The sequence below is a fragment of the Nitrosospira multiformis genome (assembly GCF_900111585.1).
In the GTDB taxonomy this organism is placed as follows: Bacteria; Pseudomonadota; Gammaproteobacteria; order Burkholderiales; family Nitrosomonadaceae; genus Nitrosospira; species Nitrosospira multiformis_B.
In genome coordinates, this window is the sequence record NZ_FOHI01000006.1 from 68,457 (window position 1) to 84,181 (window position 15,725).

The 15,725-nt window shown below is 54.9% G+C and carries 11 protein-coding genes; 4 read left to right on the plus strand and 7 right to left on the minus strand.

The features are described 5' to 3' along the window. Positions 1-147: 147 nt before the first annotated feature. Together BMW46_RS10255 and BMW46_RS10260 are read right to left on the minus strand one after the other, a co-directional pair. Positions 148-582: a ribulose bisphosphate carboxylase small subunit gene (locus BMW46_RS10255; RefSeq protein ID WP_074708142.1), complete on the minus strand. Its 435-nt coding sequence runs from the start codon at positions 580-582 to the stop codon at positions 148-150. A gap of 23 nt (positions 583-605) precedes the next feature. Then, the gene (locus BMW46_RS10260) at positions 606-2,075 is read right to left on the minus strand and encodes a ribulose-bisphosphate carboxylase large subunit (RefSeq protein ID WP_074708145.1); all 1,470 of its coding nucleotides are present in this window, start codon (positions 2,073-2,075) and stop codon (positions 606-608) included. Positions 2,076-2,216: 141 nt separating this feature from the next. Here BMW46_RS10260 and BMW46_RS10265 point away from each other — a divergent pair, with 141 nt between their 5' ends. Beyond that, on the plus strand, positions 2,217-3,152 hold the full coding sequence (locus tag BMW46_RS10265; RefSeq protein WP_074708147.1) for a LysR family transcriptional regulator: 936 nt from the start codon (positions 2,217-2,219) through the stop codon (positions 3,150-3,152). 64 nt (positions 3,153-3,216) lie between these two features. Here BMW46_RS10265 and BMW46_RS10270 read toward each other — a convergent pair whose 3' ends face one another. From BMW46_RS10270 to BMW46_RS10290, 5 genes are all read right to left on the minus strand, one after another. Then, the gene (locus BMW46_RS10270; protein ID WP_074708149.1) at positions 3,217-6,390 is read right to left on the minus strand and encodes a multidrug efflux RND transporter permease subunit; all 3,174 of its coding nucleotides are present in this window, start codon (positions 6,388-6,390) and stop codon (positions 3,217-3,219) included. Next, a complete protein-coding gene (locus BMW46_RS10275) occupies positions 6,387-7,622 on the minus strand; it encodes an efflux RND transporter periplasmic adaptor subunit (RefSeq protein WP_074708152.1) in 1,236 nt (411 codons plus the stop codon). Before BMW46_RS10275 ends, BMW46_RS10270 begins: the two co-directional genes overlap by 4 nt. Before the next feature lie 127 nt (positions 7,623-7,749). Next, the gene (locus BMW46_RS10280) at positions 7,750-9,174 is read right to left on the minus strand and encodes an efflux transporter outer membrane subunit (protein ID WP_081355769.1); all 1,425 of its coding nucleotides are present in this window, start codon (positions 9,172-9,174) and stop codon (positions 7,750-7,752) included. Then, on the minus strand, positions 9,171-12,287 hold the full coding sequence (locus BMW46_RS10285; RefSeq protein WP_074708154.1) for an efflux RND transporter permease subunit: 3,117 nt from the start codon (positions 12,285-12,287) through the stop codon (positions 9,171-9,173). Before BMW46_RS10285 ends, BMW46_RS10280 begins: the two co-directional genes overlap by 4 nt. A gap of 34 nt (positions 12,288-12,321) precedes the next feature. Continuing rightward, the gene (locus BMW46_RS10290) at positions 12,322-13,563 is read right to left on the minus strand and encodes an efflux RND transporter periplasmic adaptor subunit (RefSeq protein ID WP_081355770.1); all 1,242 of its coding nucleotides are present in this window, start codon (positions 13,561-13,563) and stop codon (positions 12,322-12,324) included. Between the two features lie 95 nt (positions 13,564-13,658). On the opposite strand from BMW46_RS10290, the gene BMW46_RS10295 reads away from it, so the two are divergent. The 3 genes from BMW46_RS10295 (at position 13,659) to BMW46_RS10305 (ending at position 15,658) form a co-directional block, all read left to right on the plus strand. Then, positions 13,659-14,282 (plus strand): TetR family transcriptional regulator, encoded by a 624-nt coding sequence (locus BMW46_RS10295; RefSeq protein ID WP_074708428.1) that lies wholly within the window; start codon positions 13,659-13,661, stop codon positions 14,280-14,282. A gap of 445 nt (positions 14,283-14,727) precedes the next feature. Continuing rightward, on the plus strand, positions 14,728-15,246 hold the full coding sequence (locus tag BMW46_RS10300; protein ID WP_074708157.1) for an Rrf2 family transcriptional regulator: 519 nt from the start codon (positions 14,728-14,730) through the stop codon (positions 15,244-15,246). A gap of 67 nt (positions 15,247-15,313) precedes the next feature. Continuing rightward, positions 15,314-15,658, plus strand: a complete 345-nt coding sequence (locus BMW46_RS10305) for a HesB/IscA family protein (RefSeq protein WP_074708159.1) — start codon at positions 15,314-15,316, stop codon at positions 15,656-15,658. Positions 15,659-15,725 lie beyond the last annotated feature (67 nt).

Genomic DNA, 15,725 nt, shown 5'->3' on the forward strand with positions numbered 1-15,725 from the left:
GTACCTCGGTTATTGGTTTACCGGAAAGCGGCCTTCCATGGGATTATCAGGAAAATCAGGTCGATTGAGGCAGCAGGCCGGTTAAAGCGCCCGCTGCCCTGTCCGAAGTTGGCTATCCCCTTCCGGGGAAGGAAGGGGAGGAAGTCATCAGTACCGCTCGGATTCCGGCTTCTCGGTGGCGTAGGAGTGGACGGTGTAACGAATGTTACGGCCTTCCGTTTCCTGACGGACCAGGCCGAAGCCAGGCTCGTTCTTCGGACGGTTGACGATGTAGGACATAGCCGGGCTCTCCACACCGCGCGATGAGTCGAAAGCTGTGACACGGATGTAGTGGTTCGGATAGGTCTTCCGGCAATCGTTGATCTCCTGCAGGATACCGGCGGGGTCCTTCAGGTCGAACATCGGGTTGCCGAACATTTCCCAATACGTGTTGCGGGGATGTGGATCATCGGTATATTCAATCCCGATGGCCCAGTTGTTCTTCAGCGCGTATTTGATTTGCGCCGAAATCTGCTTGTCCGTCAGCGGGGGCAGAAAGGAAAATTGCCCTTGCGTGAGACGGTTTTGAAAATTGGTCATCATGATGTGGTTTCTCCTTGATACGATTAAACGCTGGCCGTTTCGCTCGGCACGAAGTCGGCGGTGTCGGTGGACTCATAGTTGAAGGTGATATCCTTCCACGTTTCCAGCGCCTGCTTGAGCGGCGTGCACCACCTGGCGGCTTCTTCCAGAATCTTAGGGCCTTCCTTCACATAGTCACGGCCTTCGTTGCGTGCTAGTACCATTGCTTCCAGCGCAACGCGATTGGCAACCGCACCGGCTTGAATGCCCTGAGGGTGCCCGATGGTACCCCCGCCAAACTGCAATATCACGTCTTCGCCGAGATAATCCAGCAATTGGTGCATCTGCCCGGCATGAATGCCGCCGGAAGCAACCGGCATGACCTTGTTCAGCGAAGCCCAGTCCTGCTCGAAGAACAGGCCATGCTCCAGGCTTACCGGGGTATGGCGGTCGCGCAGGGTATCGTAGAAGCCCTTGATCATGAGCGGGTCGCCTTCCAGCTTGCCGACAACCGTGCCTGCGTGAATGTGATCCACACCGGCCATCCGCATCCACTTGCAGATGACACGGAAGTTCATGCCATGGTTCTTCTGGCGCGAGTAGGTGGAGTTGCCGGCGCGGTGCAGATGCAGAATCATGTCGTTCTTGCGCGCCCACTTTGCCATCGACTGAATTGCGGTGTAGCCGATCACGAGGTCGATCATGATGATGACAGAGCCAAGGGACTTGGCGAATTCCGCACGCTCGTACATGTCTTCCATGGTGCCAGCGGTGACGTTCAGGTAATGGCCCTTGACTTCACCGGTAGCAGCAGAAGCCTTGTTGACTGCTTCCATACAGTACAGGAACCGGTCACGCCAGTGCATGAAGGGTTGCGAGTTGATGTTCTCATCATCTTTCATGAAGTCGAGACCACCCTTGAGTCCTTCATATACGACGCGGCCGTAGTTGCGACCGGAAAGACCCAGTTTCGGTTTGGTCGTTGCGCCGAGCAGCGGCCGCCCAAACTTGTCAAGGCGCTCGCGCTCCACGATGATACCGGTTGCGGGGCCCTGGAAAGTCTTCAGATAAGCCACAGGGATGCGCATGTCTTCGAGACGAAGCGCTTTCACCGCCTTGAAGCCGAATACGTTGCCGATGATGGAAGCCGTCAGGTTGGCGATGGAGCCCCCTTCGAATAAGTCCAGGTCGTACGCTATATAAGCAAAATACTGAGCTTCGGTCTTGGTACCGGGACCCGTGTTAGGCACCAACTCCGAACGATAGGCCTTCGCGCGATACAGTTCGCAGGCGGTGAGACGGTCGGTCCATACCACCGTCCAGGTTGCGGTGGAAGATTCGCCAGCGACAGCGGCGGCGGCTTCCTCATGATCTACCCCTGCCTGGGGCGTGATACGGAACAAGGCGATGATATCCGTATCCTTCGGTACATAGTCGGAATCCCAGTAGCCCATTTTCTTGTATGGAATTACGCCGGATTTGTAGCGTTCCTTGCCGGTAATTTCTTCACTCATGTCAGTTCTCCTCATAGGGGTAGTTAAAGGTGCTACGGAAAGAATTGTAACGGGTATTACTATAAATAACAGTCACATGTTTTGATTGTTATGATAATATTTTGCTTATATGCTTTCACTCTCCCATGAACCAGAGGCAAGATGCTGCATATTACGCTGCGGCAGTTAAAGGTCTTTGAATCGGTTGCCCGTCATCTGAGTTTTTCGCGCGCGGCAGAGTATTTGCATCTTACCCAGCCGGCAGTCTCCATGCAGATCAAGCAACTGGAAGACACTATTGAACTCCCGTTGTTCGAGCAAATGGGCAAGAAAATCTATCTGACCGACGCGGGACGCGAACTTTATCATTACAGCCGTGCCATCTCCCAGCAACTGGCAGACATGGAACTGGCGCTTGATGAACTGAAAGGGCTGGAACGGGGCAGGCTCAATATTTCAGTGGTCAGCACCGCCAACTATTTTGCTCCACATTTGCTGGCAAAGTTCTGCCAGCGCTACCCGCATATCACCGTCAGCCTCAACGTATCCAATCGGGAAATAGTGCTCAAGCAACTGTCCGACAACGTGATCGATCTTGCCATCATGGGTCAGCCCCCGGAAGGGCTGGATATTGCAACCGAATCATTCATGGAGAATCCCCTGGTTGTCATCGCTCCGCCGGAGCATCCGTTATGCAAGGTGCGGAAGATTCCCGTCAAGCGACTGGAGCAGGAAACATTTCTCGTGCGGGAACCGGGATCCGGCACACGCAGCGCGATGGAACGTTTTTTTGCATCGCACCATATTTCGCTGAGCAGGGGAATGGAAACGGACACCAGCGAGGCGATCAAACAGGCGGTCCAGGCGGGTATGGGCCTAGGCATCACCTCGCTGCACACGGTGGAACTGGAACTGGAAACGAAACGGCTGAAGATTCTCGATGTCGAGGATTTTCCCATTATGCGCTACTGGCATATCGTTCATCGAAAGCACAAGCGGCTCTCCAGCGTTGCGCAGGCATTCCAGGAATTTCTGCTGAAAGAGGCTCGCGGATTGATGCCGATGTCACACAAAAGGGCGGCCGAAGCCTGGTTATAGCTTTCTCCCCGTGGGCGTTCCAGCACCGGATGCTGCCGGTAGGAATGTTACCTGTTCAGGATGTTCACTCGTTTTCGACGGTGGAAGGAGGCTTACCCGACGTGGTGGGTGACGCTCCAACTTCTGGCTGCCTGCGCCGATATGTCATTTTTCTTATCACTACGAAAAAGAGAGGTACGAAAAAGATGGCAAGAAAGGTCGCAGCCAGCATTCCCCCGAAAACACCCGTCCCGATGGAATTCCGACTAGCGGCACCTGCGCCGGAAGCGATCACCAGCGGAAACACACCCAAGATAAAAGCCATAGAGGTCATGATAATGGGACGGAAACGAAGCCGTGCGGCCTCCATCGCCGCGTCGAGCAGAGGCTCTCCGTTTGCATATCGCTGATTGGCGAATTCCACGATCAAGATCGCGTTCTTTGCGGACAATCCGATCAATGTCACCAGCCCGATCTGGAAATAGATGTCGTTGGTCAATTCACGAACCCAGATAGCCAGTAATGCGCCTAAAATTCCGAACGGGATTGCAAGAATCACTGCAAGCGGAACTGACCAGCTCTCGTAAAGGGCGGCCAGCACCAGAAAGACCATGAGCAAGGCGAAGGCGAATACCAGAACCGATTTCCCTCCTGCCTGGCGCTCCTGAAAGGATATTCCGCTCCAGTCGATCGTATAACCTTTTGGCGTCAATATCTCATCTGCGATCTGTTCCAGCGCATCCAGGGCCTGCCCCGAGCTGTAGCCGGGGGCGGCGCCACCCAGTACGAGTGCGGAATTGAATCCGTTGAAGTGGGTGACGGGATCAGGCCCGCTGGTGAATTCGGTGGTGATCACCGAATTGAGTGGGATCATGACGTGGCCTTTGTCGTTCTGTGCACGCACGTAAACCTTCTCGATGTCGTCCGGGTTCGAGCGGTACTCCGGCAGAGCCTCTGTCTGGACGCGATAGATGCGCCCATATTTCACGAAGTCGTTGACATAAAGGTTACCGAAATAAGCCTGCATACTGTCGAAGACTTCAGAAATCGGCACGCCCAGGGCTTTGGCGCGTTCCCGGTCCACGCGCGCGTAAAGCCGGGGCGCACTTACGCGAAAATTGGTGCTGGCAGCGGCGATAGCAGGATGCTCCACAGCCTTGGCAATGAACTGCTGAGTAATCTCGGCAAACTCCGCGAAATCGCCTCCGCTCGGATCCTGCACTTGCAGGGTGAAGCCTCCAGTGGAGCCCAATCCTTGGATGGATGGGGCATTGAAGGCAAGAATCAGCGCTTCCGGTATCTTTGCAAACTCCTGGAAGGCGGATGCGATAAGGCCGGTGACATGTTCCCCGGCACTCCTGCGCGTGTCCCAGGGCTGGAGCGGAACGAACATCGTCGCCTGGTTCGCTCCCCGCGTGCCAAACACGAAGTTCTGTCCGGCCAGCACATCCGTTGAGTGTACCGCGGGAATCGACAGGAAGTATTGTTCGATCTTGCGCAATACATCAATCGTGCGTTCCCTGGAGGCTCCGTCCGGCAACTGGACAACGGTAATGAAATAGCCCTGATCTTCTTCCGGGAGAAAACTGCCGGGGATCGTTCTGAACAGGCCAAGGAGGACAAATATCATCACGGCAAAAATGCAGAGAGCGATCATGGATCGTTTCAATACCATCCCGACACCGTTTGTATAGCGTGTCTGCATCCAGTCAAACGACCGGTTGAACAGCTTCCAGTGCTTTGCGGGCTCACCATGCCCCGGTTTGAGAATAAGCGCACAGAGCGCGGGACTCAGGGTAAGCGCCACGAAGCCCGATAGCGCAACGGACAGGGCGATGGTAATCGCAAACTGTTTGTACAGTTCACCGGTGATTCCACCCAGAAAAGCGACTGGAACAAACACCGCGCCCAGCACCAGGACGATGGCAATGACGGGACCCGCCACTTCATCCATGGCGATCCTGGCCGCCTCCTTGGGCGGCAACCCCTCCCGCATATGTCGCTCGACATTTTCCACCACGACGATCGCATCATCCACCACGATCCCGATGGCAAGCACCAGGCCGAACAGAGTCAGGGTGTTGATTGAAAACCCAAGCGCTGCCATCCCGGCCAGGGTTCCGATCAGTGAAATAGGAACCGCGACCGCTGGAATGATCGTCGCCCTCCAGCTTTGCAGAAAAACAAAAACGACCAGTATGACCAGGAGCGTTGCTTCGACCAGTGTCTTCAGGACCTCCTTGATGGAAACATCGACGAATGTGGTGGTGTCATAGGGTATGTCATAGGAGACACCCGTTGGGAAACTGCGCGCGAGCTTGTCCATTTCCTGGCGCACCCGGTGAACTGTATCGAGCGCGTTGGCACCGGGGGCAAGAAAGGTCAGAATAAAGGTGTTGGGCTTTCCATTCCACCTCCCTTCGAGATCATACGACTGCGCACCCAGTTCTACTCTCGCTACATCCTTCATTCGCACCATGGAACCGTCGGGATACGCCCTTACGATCATATCCTCGAATTCCTTCACTTCGGTCATGCGGCCCTGGGTAATGACCGGGATGGTAAGCTCCGTTCCCTTGGGCGAAGGCTCCCGTCCTATCCTGCCGGCGGGAAAATCCCGATTCTGCTCGCGTACCACGGCCGCAATATCGGTGGGAGTGAGGTCCAGTTGCGCCATGCGGACCGGATCCAGGATCAGCCGCATGGAGTAATTCTGGCCGCCGAAGATAATGGCATCCCCTACGCCCGGAAGACGCTTGACGTTGTCAAGAACCCGCAGCAGCGCGTAGTTCGAGAGGTAAATGGTATCGTGCCGCGGGTCGGAAGAACTCAAGGCAATGACCGCCAGAAGATCAGGCGATGTTTTTTTCACGGTGATACCCTGGCGTACGACTTCGTCCGGAAGTTGCGGTTCGGCAAGGCGTTGCCGATTCTGCGTCTGGACCTGCGCGATATCCACGTCCGTTCCGATCTCGAACGTGAGCTTCATGGTCATATGCCCGTCGTTCGAGCTGGTGGATTCGTAATAAAGAAGATTATCGATCCCCGGAAGCTGGACCTCGATGGGGCGCGCGACGGATTCCGCAACGACTTCCGCGCTCGCCCCGGGGTAATCGGCGTCGATCTGCACCACGGGCGGAGTGATTTGCGGAAACTGCGCGATCGGCAGGCTTCTCAGCGCAACGAGCCCCACCACCACAATAATGATGGACAGGACGGACGCGAAAATTGGACGATCAATAAAAAAGCGGGAGCTCATGACGATTTCCCGCCCGCTTCACTCTCGGGCTCGCTGTGACTCGTGGGATGATCCTCCTTGTAGGGAATGGCCTTCACCGGGTTTCCAGGCTGAATCCGATGCAATCCTTCCACGACCACTTGCTCGCCTGGGCGAAGGCCGTTTTCGATCAACCAGTCTTTGCCATGCCAGGAACTTGCCGTGACGGGTCGAGATTGCGCCTTGCTCTCGGCATCGACGATATAGACGAAGGAACCCTGGGGTCCCAGTTGCACAGCCCGTTGCGGAACCAGGATCGCATCTGTCCGGATATAACCCTTGACACGGACATGAACGAATTGCCCCGGATAAAAATAGGATTGTCCGGGAGAAAAACCTCCTTCCGGATTCGGAAACGTGAATCTTCCCTCCAGGGTGCCGGTTTCCGGTCGTATGGATACGTCGGAGAAATCGAGCACGCCTTCCTGCGGGTACACGCTTCCATCGGAAAAGGTGATTACGCCCCGCAACTGGAAAATATCCGGCCTTTGCACTTTCTTCTCCGCCAGCTCACGCCGCCTCCTGAGAAGATAGCTTTCAGGAACATTGACATTGACGTACATGGGATCGAGCTGGTCGATGGTGGTCAGCAGGGTTGTCTGGGCGGATACCAGGCGGCCCTCATAGAAATGGCTGCGTCCTATCCGTCCGTTTACCGGGGCTGTGATGATCGTATTATCCAGATCGAATTTTGCCCTGATCAGGTCGCTTTGTGCTGCCTCCAGTCCTGCTTTGGCTGCCAGTGTTTCCGCGACTGCGTCATCGACACTCTTGCGGCTGACAGCCTGTTCCTCGAGCAGCGGTTTTACGCGCGCTTCTTCCTGCTCTGCCTGAACGACGCGGGCCTGGGCCTGCGCGACTCTCGCCTTTCCGCTGAAATAGGCCGCCTCGAAGGGCACCGGATCGATCAGGTAAAGCTTGTTGCCCTTCTTGACATTCGTCCCCTCGGTAAAAAAAACTTTCTTGATTATTCCCGTCACCTGCGGGCGAATCTCGACGGGACGAAAAGCCTGGGTTTGCCCGATAAACTCAGGCTCGTCGGGAACAGTCTGCGTGGTGACGGTAATCACTTCCACTTCGGGGACAGCCGGGGCCGGAACAGGCGGCGTTTTTTTGCAGCCGGAGAAAGAGGTCAGGATAAGGGCTGCGCCTATAGCGATGACAGCGGCGGCAGATGGGCGATTGAAAGGGGACCATGGGTGGGACAGATTCATGTACGCATCTCCTGCGGGCTGCCCTGAAAACCGAGGAGTAGCGATCCGCTGGTTAAGTGAGGGTGATGATAAGCAGTATTTTTATGGCAGGTCAGTTTTCAGATCTGCCGGTCTGACCCCTATGTCGTCAGACCGGCGTCCATCCGCCACCGAGCGCTTTGTATAGCTGGACCACGGATATCAGATGGAGGCGGTGCGTTGCCGCAAGGGCGAATTCTGCATCGAACAGATTCCGTTTGGCCAGTAGCACATCCACGTAACTGGTAATACCCCCTTTGTAGCGCAGATCAGCGATATACAGAGCCGAGCGCAGTGCATCCACTTGCTGTTCCTGCGCCTTGCGCTGTTCATTGGCGGTGCTTACCGCCACCAGGGCATCCTCAACTTCCCTGAATGCGAGCAGGATGGTTTGTTCGTACTGGGCAAGCATCTGCCTGGCTTGTGCTTCCACGGCACGCTGTTCCATTCCCAGAGCCTGCGCGTTGATCAATGGAACAGCCAGACCCAGTCCGCCTACCCCGAATTCGCTTCCGGAAAGGAGGAGATTGGACAGCGCCGGACTTGCCACACCCAGGAAACCGGTAATATTAAGCTTGGGAAATCGCGCCGCCTGGGCTGCGCCAATCCGGGCGGTTGCTGCTGCAAGGGTTTGTTCCGCCTGCAGGATATCGGGGCGTCGCTGCAGCAGTTCGGAAGGAAGTCCGGCTGGCACCTCTGGTATCAGCAACTGCTCCGTGAGGGAGCGTCCTCGCTCTATCGAAACCGGATTTCTCCCCAGCAATACACTCAGTTCGTTTTCCTTCTGGGCAGTCAGCCGTTGCAGTTCTGCCACCCGGGTGGCAGCATTCGCGCGCTCAGCTTCGAACTGATCTAGATCCAGCCTGGAGATGACCCCTCCCCGCAGTTGGGCTCGCGCAAGTGCCACCGACTCCTCCCATGAGTGCAGAGCATTGCGCGCAATATTCATCTGCATATCGAATTGCAGGAGATCGAAATACGCCTGCGCTACTGAACTTACCAGGGTCAGAACCACAGCGCGCCGATTTTCTTCCCGCGCCATCAAGTCAGCCAGGGCGGCTTCGTTTGAACGGCGGATGCGACCCCAGATATCGATTTCCCAATTCAGGGTTGTCTGACCGAAATAGCTGTAAGGCGTGGGAAATCCAGGGAATTTGAATCCTCCAAGGGTTCCGAAAGCAGGTGCATTGGCATTTGCGTCCATTTTCGGGAGGAAATCCATGCGTGCGGTAGCAAGGCGTGCCTCCAGTTCTTCAACGCTTGCTACCGCCTGCTTGAGGTCCTTGTTCTGGGCCAATGCGAGACGGATGAGCTGTTGCAGCTGATTATCATGCAGCAATTCCCACCAGGACAGGTTCGCAATGGACTGCCCCTCCGTTTGCGCCATACGAAACTTTTCGGATGTTTCGACATGAGGGCGAATATAGTCAGGCCCCATTGCGCAGGATGCAAGGAGCAGAGTGGAGAGCAACAACCCCATCCTGCTCCGCAGGCGTTCTCTCATGCCACGATGGCTCGTCACGATGTTTCTCATGATGTTTCCTGCGACAGGTTTTCGACTGGCTTACCTTTATTCTTGCGTGAAAGCCAGGTAAAAAACAAGGGAATAAATATTGTGGCAACAAAAGTGGCAAGCAGCATTCCCCCAAACACGCCGGTTCCCATGGAGCGACGCGCGGCAGCGCCTGCTCCCGTTGCGATCAATAGTGGCACGATACCCAGCACAAAAGCCATGGACGTCATGACGATGGGCCGGAAACGCAAACGCGCAGCCTCGACCGCCGCCTGTGCCACAGGCAGACCTTCAGCCATTTTCTGCGTAGCAAACTCGACGATCAGAATGGCATTTTTTGCAGCCAGGCCGATGAGCGTGATCAGGCCGATCTGAAAATAGATATCGTTCGGCATGCCTCGGGTCAAAACGGCAAGCAGGGCCCCCGCAAGAGCAAAAGGCACCGCCATGATAACGGCGAGCGGCAGGGCCCAGGTTTCGAACTGGGCAGCAAGAATGAGAAATACCATTATGATCGCGAAGCTGAAGGCAAAAATTGCGGCTGAACCGGTCCGCTTTTCCTGATAAGCCTGTCCCGTCCACGCAATCTGGTAGTCATCAGGCAAATTTTTTGCCGCAATCTCCTCTACAAGCCGGATAGCGTCGCCTGAACTCACACCAGGCGCACCGCCTCCCAGAATCTTTGCGGCAAGGAGGCCGTTGTAGCGTTCGAGCTGCTCCGCGCCCACAATGGTGCTGAGTTTGCTGAGGGCGGACATGGGTACCATCGCGCCGGATTGTGAGCGTACATACACCCTGCCGAGATCCTCGGGATGCATCCGGTATTGCGGTTCTGCCTGCATTTGCACCCGGTAGGTACGACCGGAGTAATTGAAATCGTTGATATACAGCGACCCCATCGTACTTTGCAGCGTGGCGTAAATGTCCGCGATTCTCACTTGCTGAGAAATCGCTTTTTCCTCATCCACTTCAACGAAGAATTGCGGCACGGTGGGACGGAAAAAGGTATTGATGCCGGCCAACCTCGGTTCCTGGTTCAGTGCAGCGATAAGATTGTTCACCACTGTGGATAATTGAACCGGATTAGCGCCTCCACGGCTTTGCACATAGACTTCGAAGCCGCCTGCGGTTCCCAGCCCGCGGATGGTGGGCGGGTTGAAGGAGATCGCGATTCCATCCGGCTGCTGCATTCCGATACCCATCAGCTTCTGGATGATGTCCTCCGCTGTTGCGTTCCGCTCCGACCAGTCCTTGAATGCGACGAACATGGTAGCAGAACTGGTTTTATTTCCGCCACCGATCAGGTCGAAGCCGTTTACAACGAATTGATGGGCCACGGCTGGATCATCCGCAATGCTCGCGCGTACCGCTTCCGCGGTTTTTGTCGTTCTGGCTAGTGTGGCGCCATCCGGCAGAATGGTTGCGGTGACAACATAGCCCTGATCTTCCGGTGGCACGAAACTCTCCGGTACTGTTTTGAACAGATAGGCCGATAAGACAATGATACTTAGGAATACGAAGGCACCGATAACCTTATGCCGCAGCGTGATATTGACCATGCGGATGTAAAAATTCGTCACCCGCTGAAAACCGCTGTTGAACGCAAGAAAGAACCGGGATTCACCGTGGGTATGCTTGAGCAGAATAGCGCACAAGGCAGGTGTCAAGGTCAGTGCCACCAGGCCGGAAATGGTTACCGCCACGGCGACGGTAACTGCGAACTGGCGATACAGTTCGCCTGCGATTCCCCCCATGAATGCAACCGGCACAAATACGGCGCACAGTACCAGGACAATCGCAACCACCGCGCTTGCAACCTGTTCCATGGAACGGATGGCGGCTTTCAGCGGCGACAGCTTCTCTTCGTCCATCAGCCGCTCGATATTTTCCAATACGACGATTGCATCATCCACCACAATGCCGATGGAAAGCACCATGGCGAAAAGCGTAAGCGTGTTGATGGAGAAGCCGAATACCCACAATCCGGCGAAAGTGCCCACGAGGGAAATGGGCACGGCAATAATGGGAATCAGCGTGGCGCGCCAGCTTTGCAGGAATAGATAAACAACCAGCAGAACAAGCACCATCGCTTCGCCGAGCGTCTTGACCACCTCCCACATCGAAGCTTTGACGAACAGACTTGTATCGTACGGCACCACATAGTCCATTCCCTCCGGAAAGTGTTTCTTCAGCTCTTCCATTTTGGCGACTAGCGCGTTTTTCGTGTCGAGCGCATTCGCACCGGGTTGCAGGAAGACGGGAATGCCGGCGCCGGGCTGACCATTCAAGGCCGTGCGAACATCGTAGCTTTGTGCCCCCAGCTCAATACGGGCGACATCCTTGAGGTAGAGGACCCCGCGCGGACCGTCCGCCCGCAAAATGATGTCACCGAACTGTTCAGGTGTTATCAGCCGACCTCTTGCATTTACGGTGTAAATCAGTTGCTGATCAGGCGGAGCCGGTTCCTGACCGATCTTGCCGGCAGCATATTGGGCGTTCTGCGCCTGGATAGCGGCAGTGATGTCCGTGGTAGTCACGCCCAGTTGGGCCATACGATCAGGATGCAGCCAGATGCGCATGGAGTAATCCTGGCCGCCAAAGACAGTGGCATCACCGACTCCATCCGTACGCCTCAGCTCGTCCATTATGTTGAGCGTGGCATAGTTGCTGAGATAGAGCGGATCATATTTGCCTTTCTCGGTCGAGATCAGCATGAAAACTATCAGGATGTCGTTGGAGCGCTTCTCAATTTTCAGGCCGGTGCGGCGCACTTCATCCGGCAGTCGTGGTAGCGCGACATTTACGCGGTTACTGATATTGAAAGTAGCCTGATCAACGTCCGTGCCGACCTCGAACGTTGCAGTAATGGTCAGCGTTCCGCTGGAGTCGGCGCTTGAGCTGAAATACAAAAGGTCCTGGACACCGCTCAATTGCTCTTCGATGGGGGCGGCCACTGTTTTGGTTAAGGTTTCAGCGCTGGCGCCAGGATAGGTCGCGGTTATCAGCACCGTAGGCGGCGCGATCTCCGGATATTGCGCAATGGGGAGCTGCAATGCGGCGGCGAGTCCGGAAAGAACGATGATAATGGAGATAACCGACGCAAATATTGGTCGCAGAATAAAAAATCTGGTCATGATTTATCCGGTGGTTTTCCGCCCGGTTTTTTGCTCAAACGGCTTTGCCGGAACCGGAATCAGACTGGGCAGGAGGTGTTCCCGGCGCTTCTCCGGGCGCGTGAGGGGTAACGGGCGAGCCGGGGCGAAGCTTGATGATGTTATCGACAATGACTTTATCGCCGGCTTTGAGTCCGTCAAGAATTACCCAGTCCGTACCCATCCACTTCCCGGTAACCACTGGCTTGGGAGTCGCTTCGTTTTTCTCGTTGATCACATACACTGACTGACCGCGGTCAGACGTTTGTATTGCATTCTGCGGGACGAGGAATACACCGTCACGCTGGCCAACGACCACTTTCGCCCTGACAAACTGTCCCGGCAGCAATTGCTGTTCCGCATTTTCGAACGTGGCGCGCAGTTGCTGCGTGCCCAGCAGCGGGTCGATCTGGCTGGCGGCGAAATTCAACTCCCCTTTCTTTTCGTATTCCGAGCCGTCCGGCAATATCAAGGTCACTTGTTTTACTTTTTTCTCGTTCAGGGGGCCGCCGAGCTGCATCAGCTCGTTATTCGACAGGCTGAAACGCACCCAGATCGGCGACAATTGCACCAGCGTGGTTAAAAGACTGCTGTTGGCTTCCACCAGGGCGCCTTCCGAAAACTGGAAGCGGCCCGAAATGCCGTTGACCGGGGCGGTTACGGAGGTATAGGAGAGACTGAGTTCCGCATCGCGCACGCGCACTTCGGCCTGCTGCAAGGCGGCGTGCGCAATCGCGTTATCGGAGACCGCATTATCATATTCGCGCTGGCTGATTGCCTGCGTATCCAGCAGGTCTTTCAGGCGTTTTTCTTCGCGTTCGGTCTGAATGATGCGGGCTTTCTGTTCTGCCAGTTGCGCCTTCGCCTGCGCAAGCGCATATCGGTAAGGTACAGGATCAATCAGAAACAGAGGTTGACCCGCTTTTACCTCTGCGCCTTCCTCATACAGGCGTTTGAGCAGAATACCCCCCACCCGGGGACGTATTTCGACCTCCTTGGCGCCTTCGGTCTGGGCCACGGCTTCGGCACTGATCGGTACGCTGGTAGGCTGCACCTCGATTACACTTACGGGAAGGGCCGGTGGATGAGGGGGTGTTTCTGGCTTCTTGCCACAGCCGGACACCGTAACGCTCAGGACGACGCTTGCAACAACACTTACGGCAAGCCGCGCGGTAGCGTACAGTAGGTCGGGCGTTTTTATTTGGCTGCACATTAACGAGTTGCCGGGTTTGTTTTTATAATCCTGCGTGGCTGTCATCCATGCTCCGTGCAGCTAAATTTGGAACTTGCATACATACGTGTATGTATGTAAATTATAAACCAACCTTCACAGATGTAAAGAGCGATTCGTACATGGCCCGAAAAACCAAGGAAAATGCGGAATTGACACGGCAGCGCCTTATAGATGCGGCGCGCCAGGTTTTTCTGGAGCGAGGCGTCGCCCGCACTACCATGGAGCATATCGCGCGCGAGGCCGGCGTCACAAGGGGAGCGGTCTACTGGCATTTCAACAATAAAATCGAGCTGATTCAGGCCATGCGCGAGCAGGTATTCCTGCCTCTCATCGATCGCATGGACGATACTTTGCTGGTTGAAGGCGTGGACGATCCTCTCGCCTGTATCGAAAATTTCCTGTGCGGCACGATCCAGGTTCTGATGGATAGCAAGGAGACCCGCCAGACATACGAAATCATGATGATCAAGTGCGAATACGTGGATGAGTTCGCCATGGTCTTGCAGCAGATTTTATTCAACTGCGCCCGCATTTCCGAGAAGCTGAAGCTGGTTTACGAACGCGCCAGGGTTCAGGAATTACTGCATTCATCTCACGATCCCGTGCAACTGGCCATTGATACCCATCTGTTCTTTATCGGGTTGCTGCACATGTGGGTGAAGGATACGGAGGGAAATCAGTTCCGGCATCAGGCAATTGAGCTGGTAGAGGCGCATATGAGACTGCGTCGCATTCCCTTCTGAACGGACTGTTCCCTATCCCTGAATCGAATGGAAGGAAGCCCTGCAGTAGGTCCGATTTCGTCGGACAATACGATACGAGGGTTCATTGCGGAACTCCGCTACTGCAATTCAAGTTGCTCTTGCTCCGTTTGTTCCAGGACGGGCTGCTGTCAGTTCAACCCTGTCCGCGGAAGTGATCAAATTTGCACGAGTGGCAATGTGTCCATTGCCGATGATTTTCTTTCGATTCCTCCCGCCGTTGATTCTATCGATACCGATTTGATATCGATAGAGGATTCATTTCAAGATTGTATATCTTCAGAAATGATGTCCATATAGTTGACTAAATCAATCAGGTATCTTATAGTTGACTAAATCAGTCATCTATTGAACTTCTGCTGACTGAGATATTTCTGAACCTATCTACTTAATCCGTGAATCCATCGAGAGCAAAGAGGAGTTCATCATGAGGCTAACAACCAAAGGACGGTTTGCAGTAACGGCGTTGCTCGATCTTGCGCTGCAACGTCAGACGCGTCCTGTGACACTTGCGGAAATCAGCCAGCGCCAGCAAATTTCGCTATCTTATCTTGAGCAATTGTTCGCCAAACTGCGTTCCCGCGGACTTGTCGATAGTGTAAGAGGTCCGGGTGGCGGCTATTGCCTTGCGAAAGACATGGGGCAAGTGTCGGTTGCCGAGATCATTCTTGCGGTTGACGAGCCTATCGATTCAACCCAGTGCAATGGAAAGGAGAATTGCCACAATGACAGGAAATGCATGACGCACGACTTGTGGACAAAGCTCAACGAACTGATTTTCGACCATCTTGGCGCAGTCACGCTGAAACAACTGGTCGATGAGCAGAGGGAAAGAGAGGAAAAGCGGAAGGCAAGAGAGGCGGGTGTGGTGCAGATGCTGGATATGCGGAAGGTTGCGCCTGAAAAGGTCATGCCCGACCGGAGCCGCACTGCAGTTTCTGCCTGACTTCAGTTTTGAATGCCGAACGCTTACTTTCGTTGTCATAATCGCATGGAGTAGACGGAGAATGGCGATGGCAATAACACTGACTGAAAACGCGGCGAAACAGATCCAGAAGCAGCTTGCGAAGCGAGGCAAGGGATTGGCCCTGCGGGTCGGGGTCAAGAAGGTGGGGTGTTCCGGATTTGCCTATACCTACGCTTATGCAGATGAGCTGCGCGAGAGTGATCGAATGTTCGAGTCCTGTAACGCTCATGTAGTGGTTGATGTCGACTTTCTGCCGTTTCTTGATGGTTCACGAATTGACTTTGTCAGAGAAGGACTGAACGAATCATTCAGGTTTGAGAATCCAAACGTCGATAATACCTGCGGCTGTGGTGAAAGCTTCAGTGTGAAAGAAGAGCCGGTCAAGGTCTAGCCCTTGGAAGTGGGTGCCGGAAACCGGATAACAGGAGCGGCAGTATTCGTAGCAAAGGAGTTGTCCT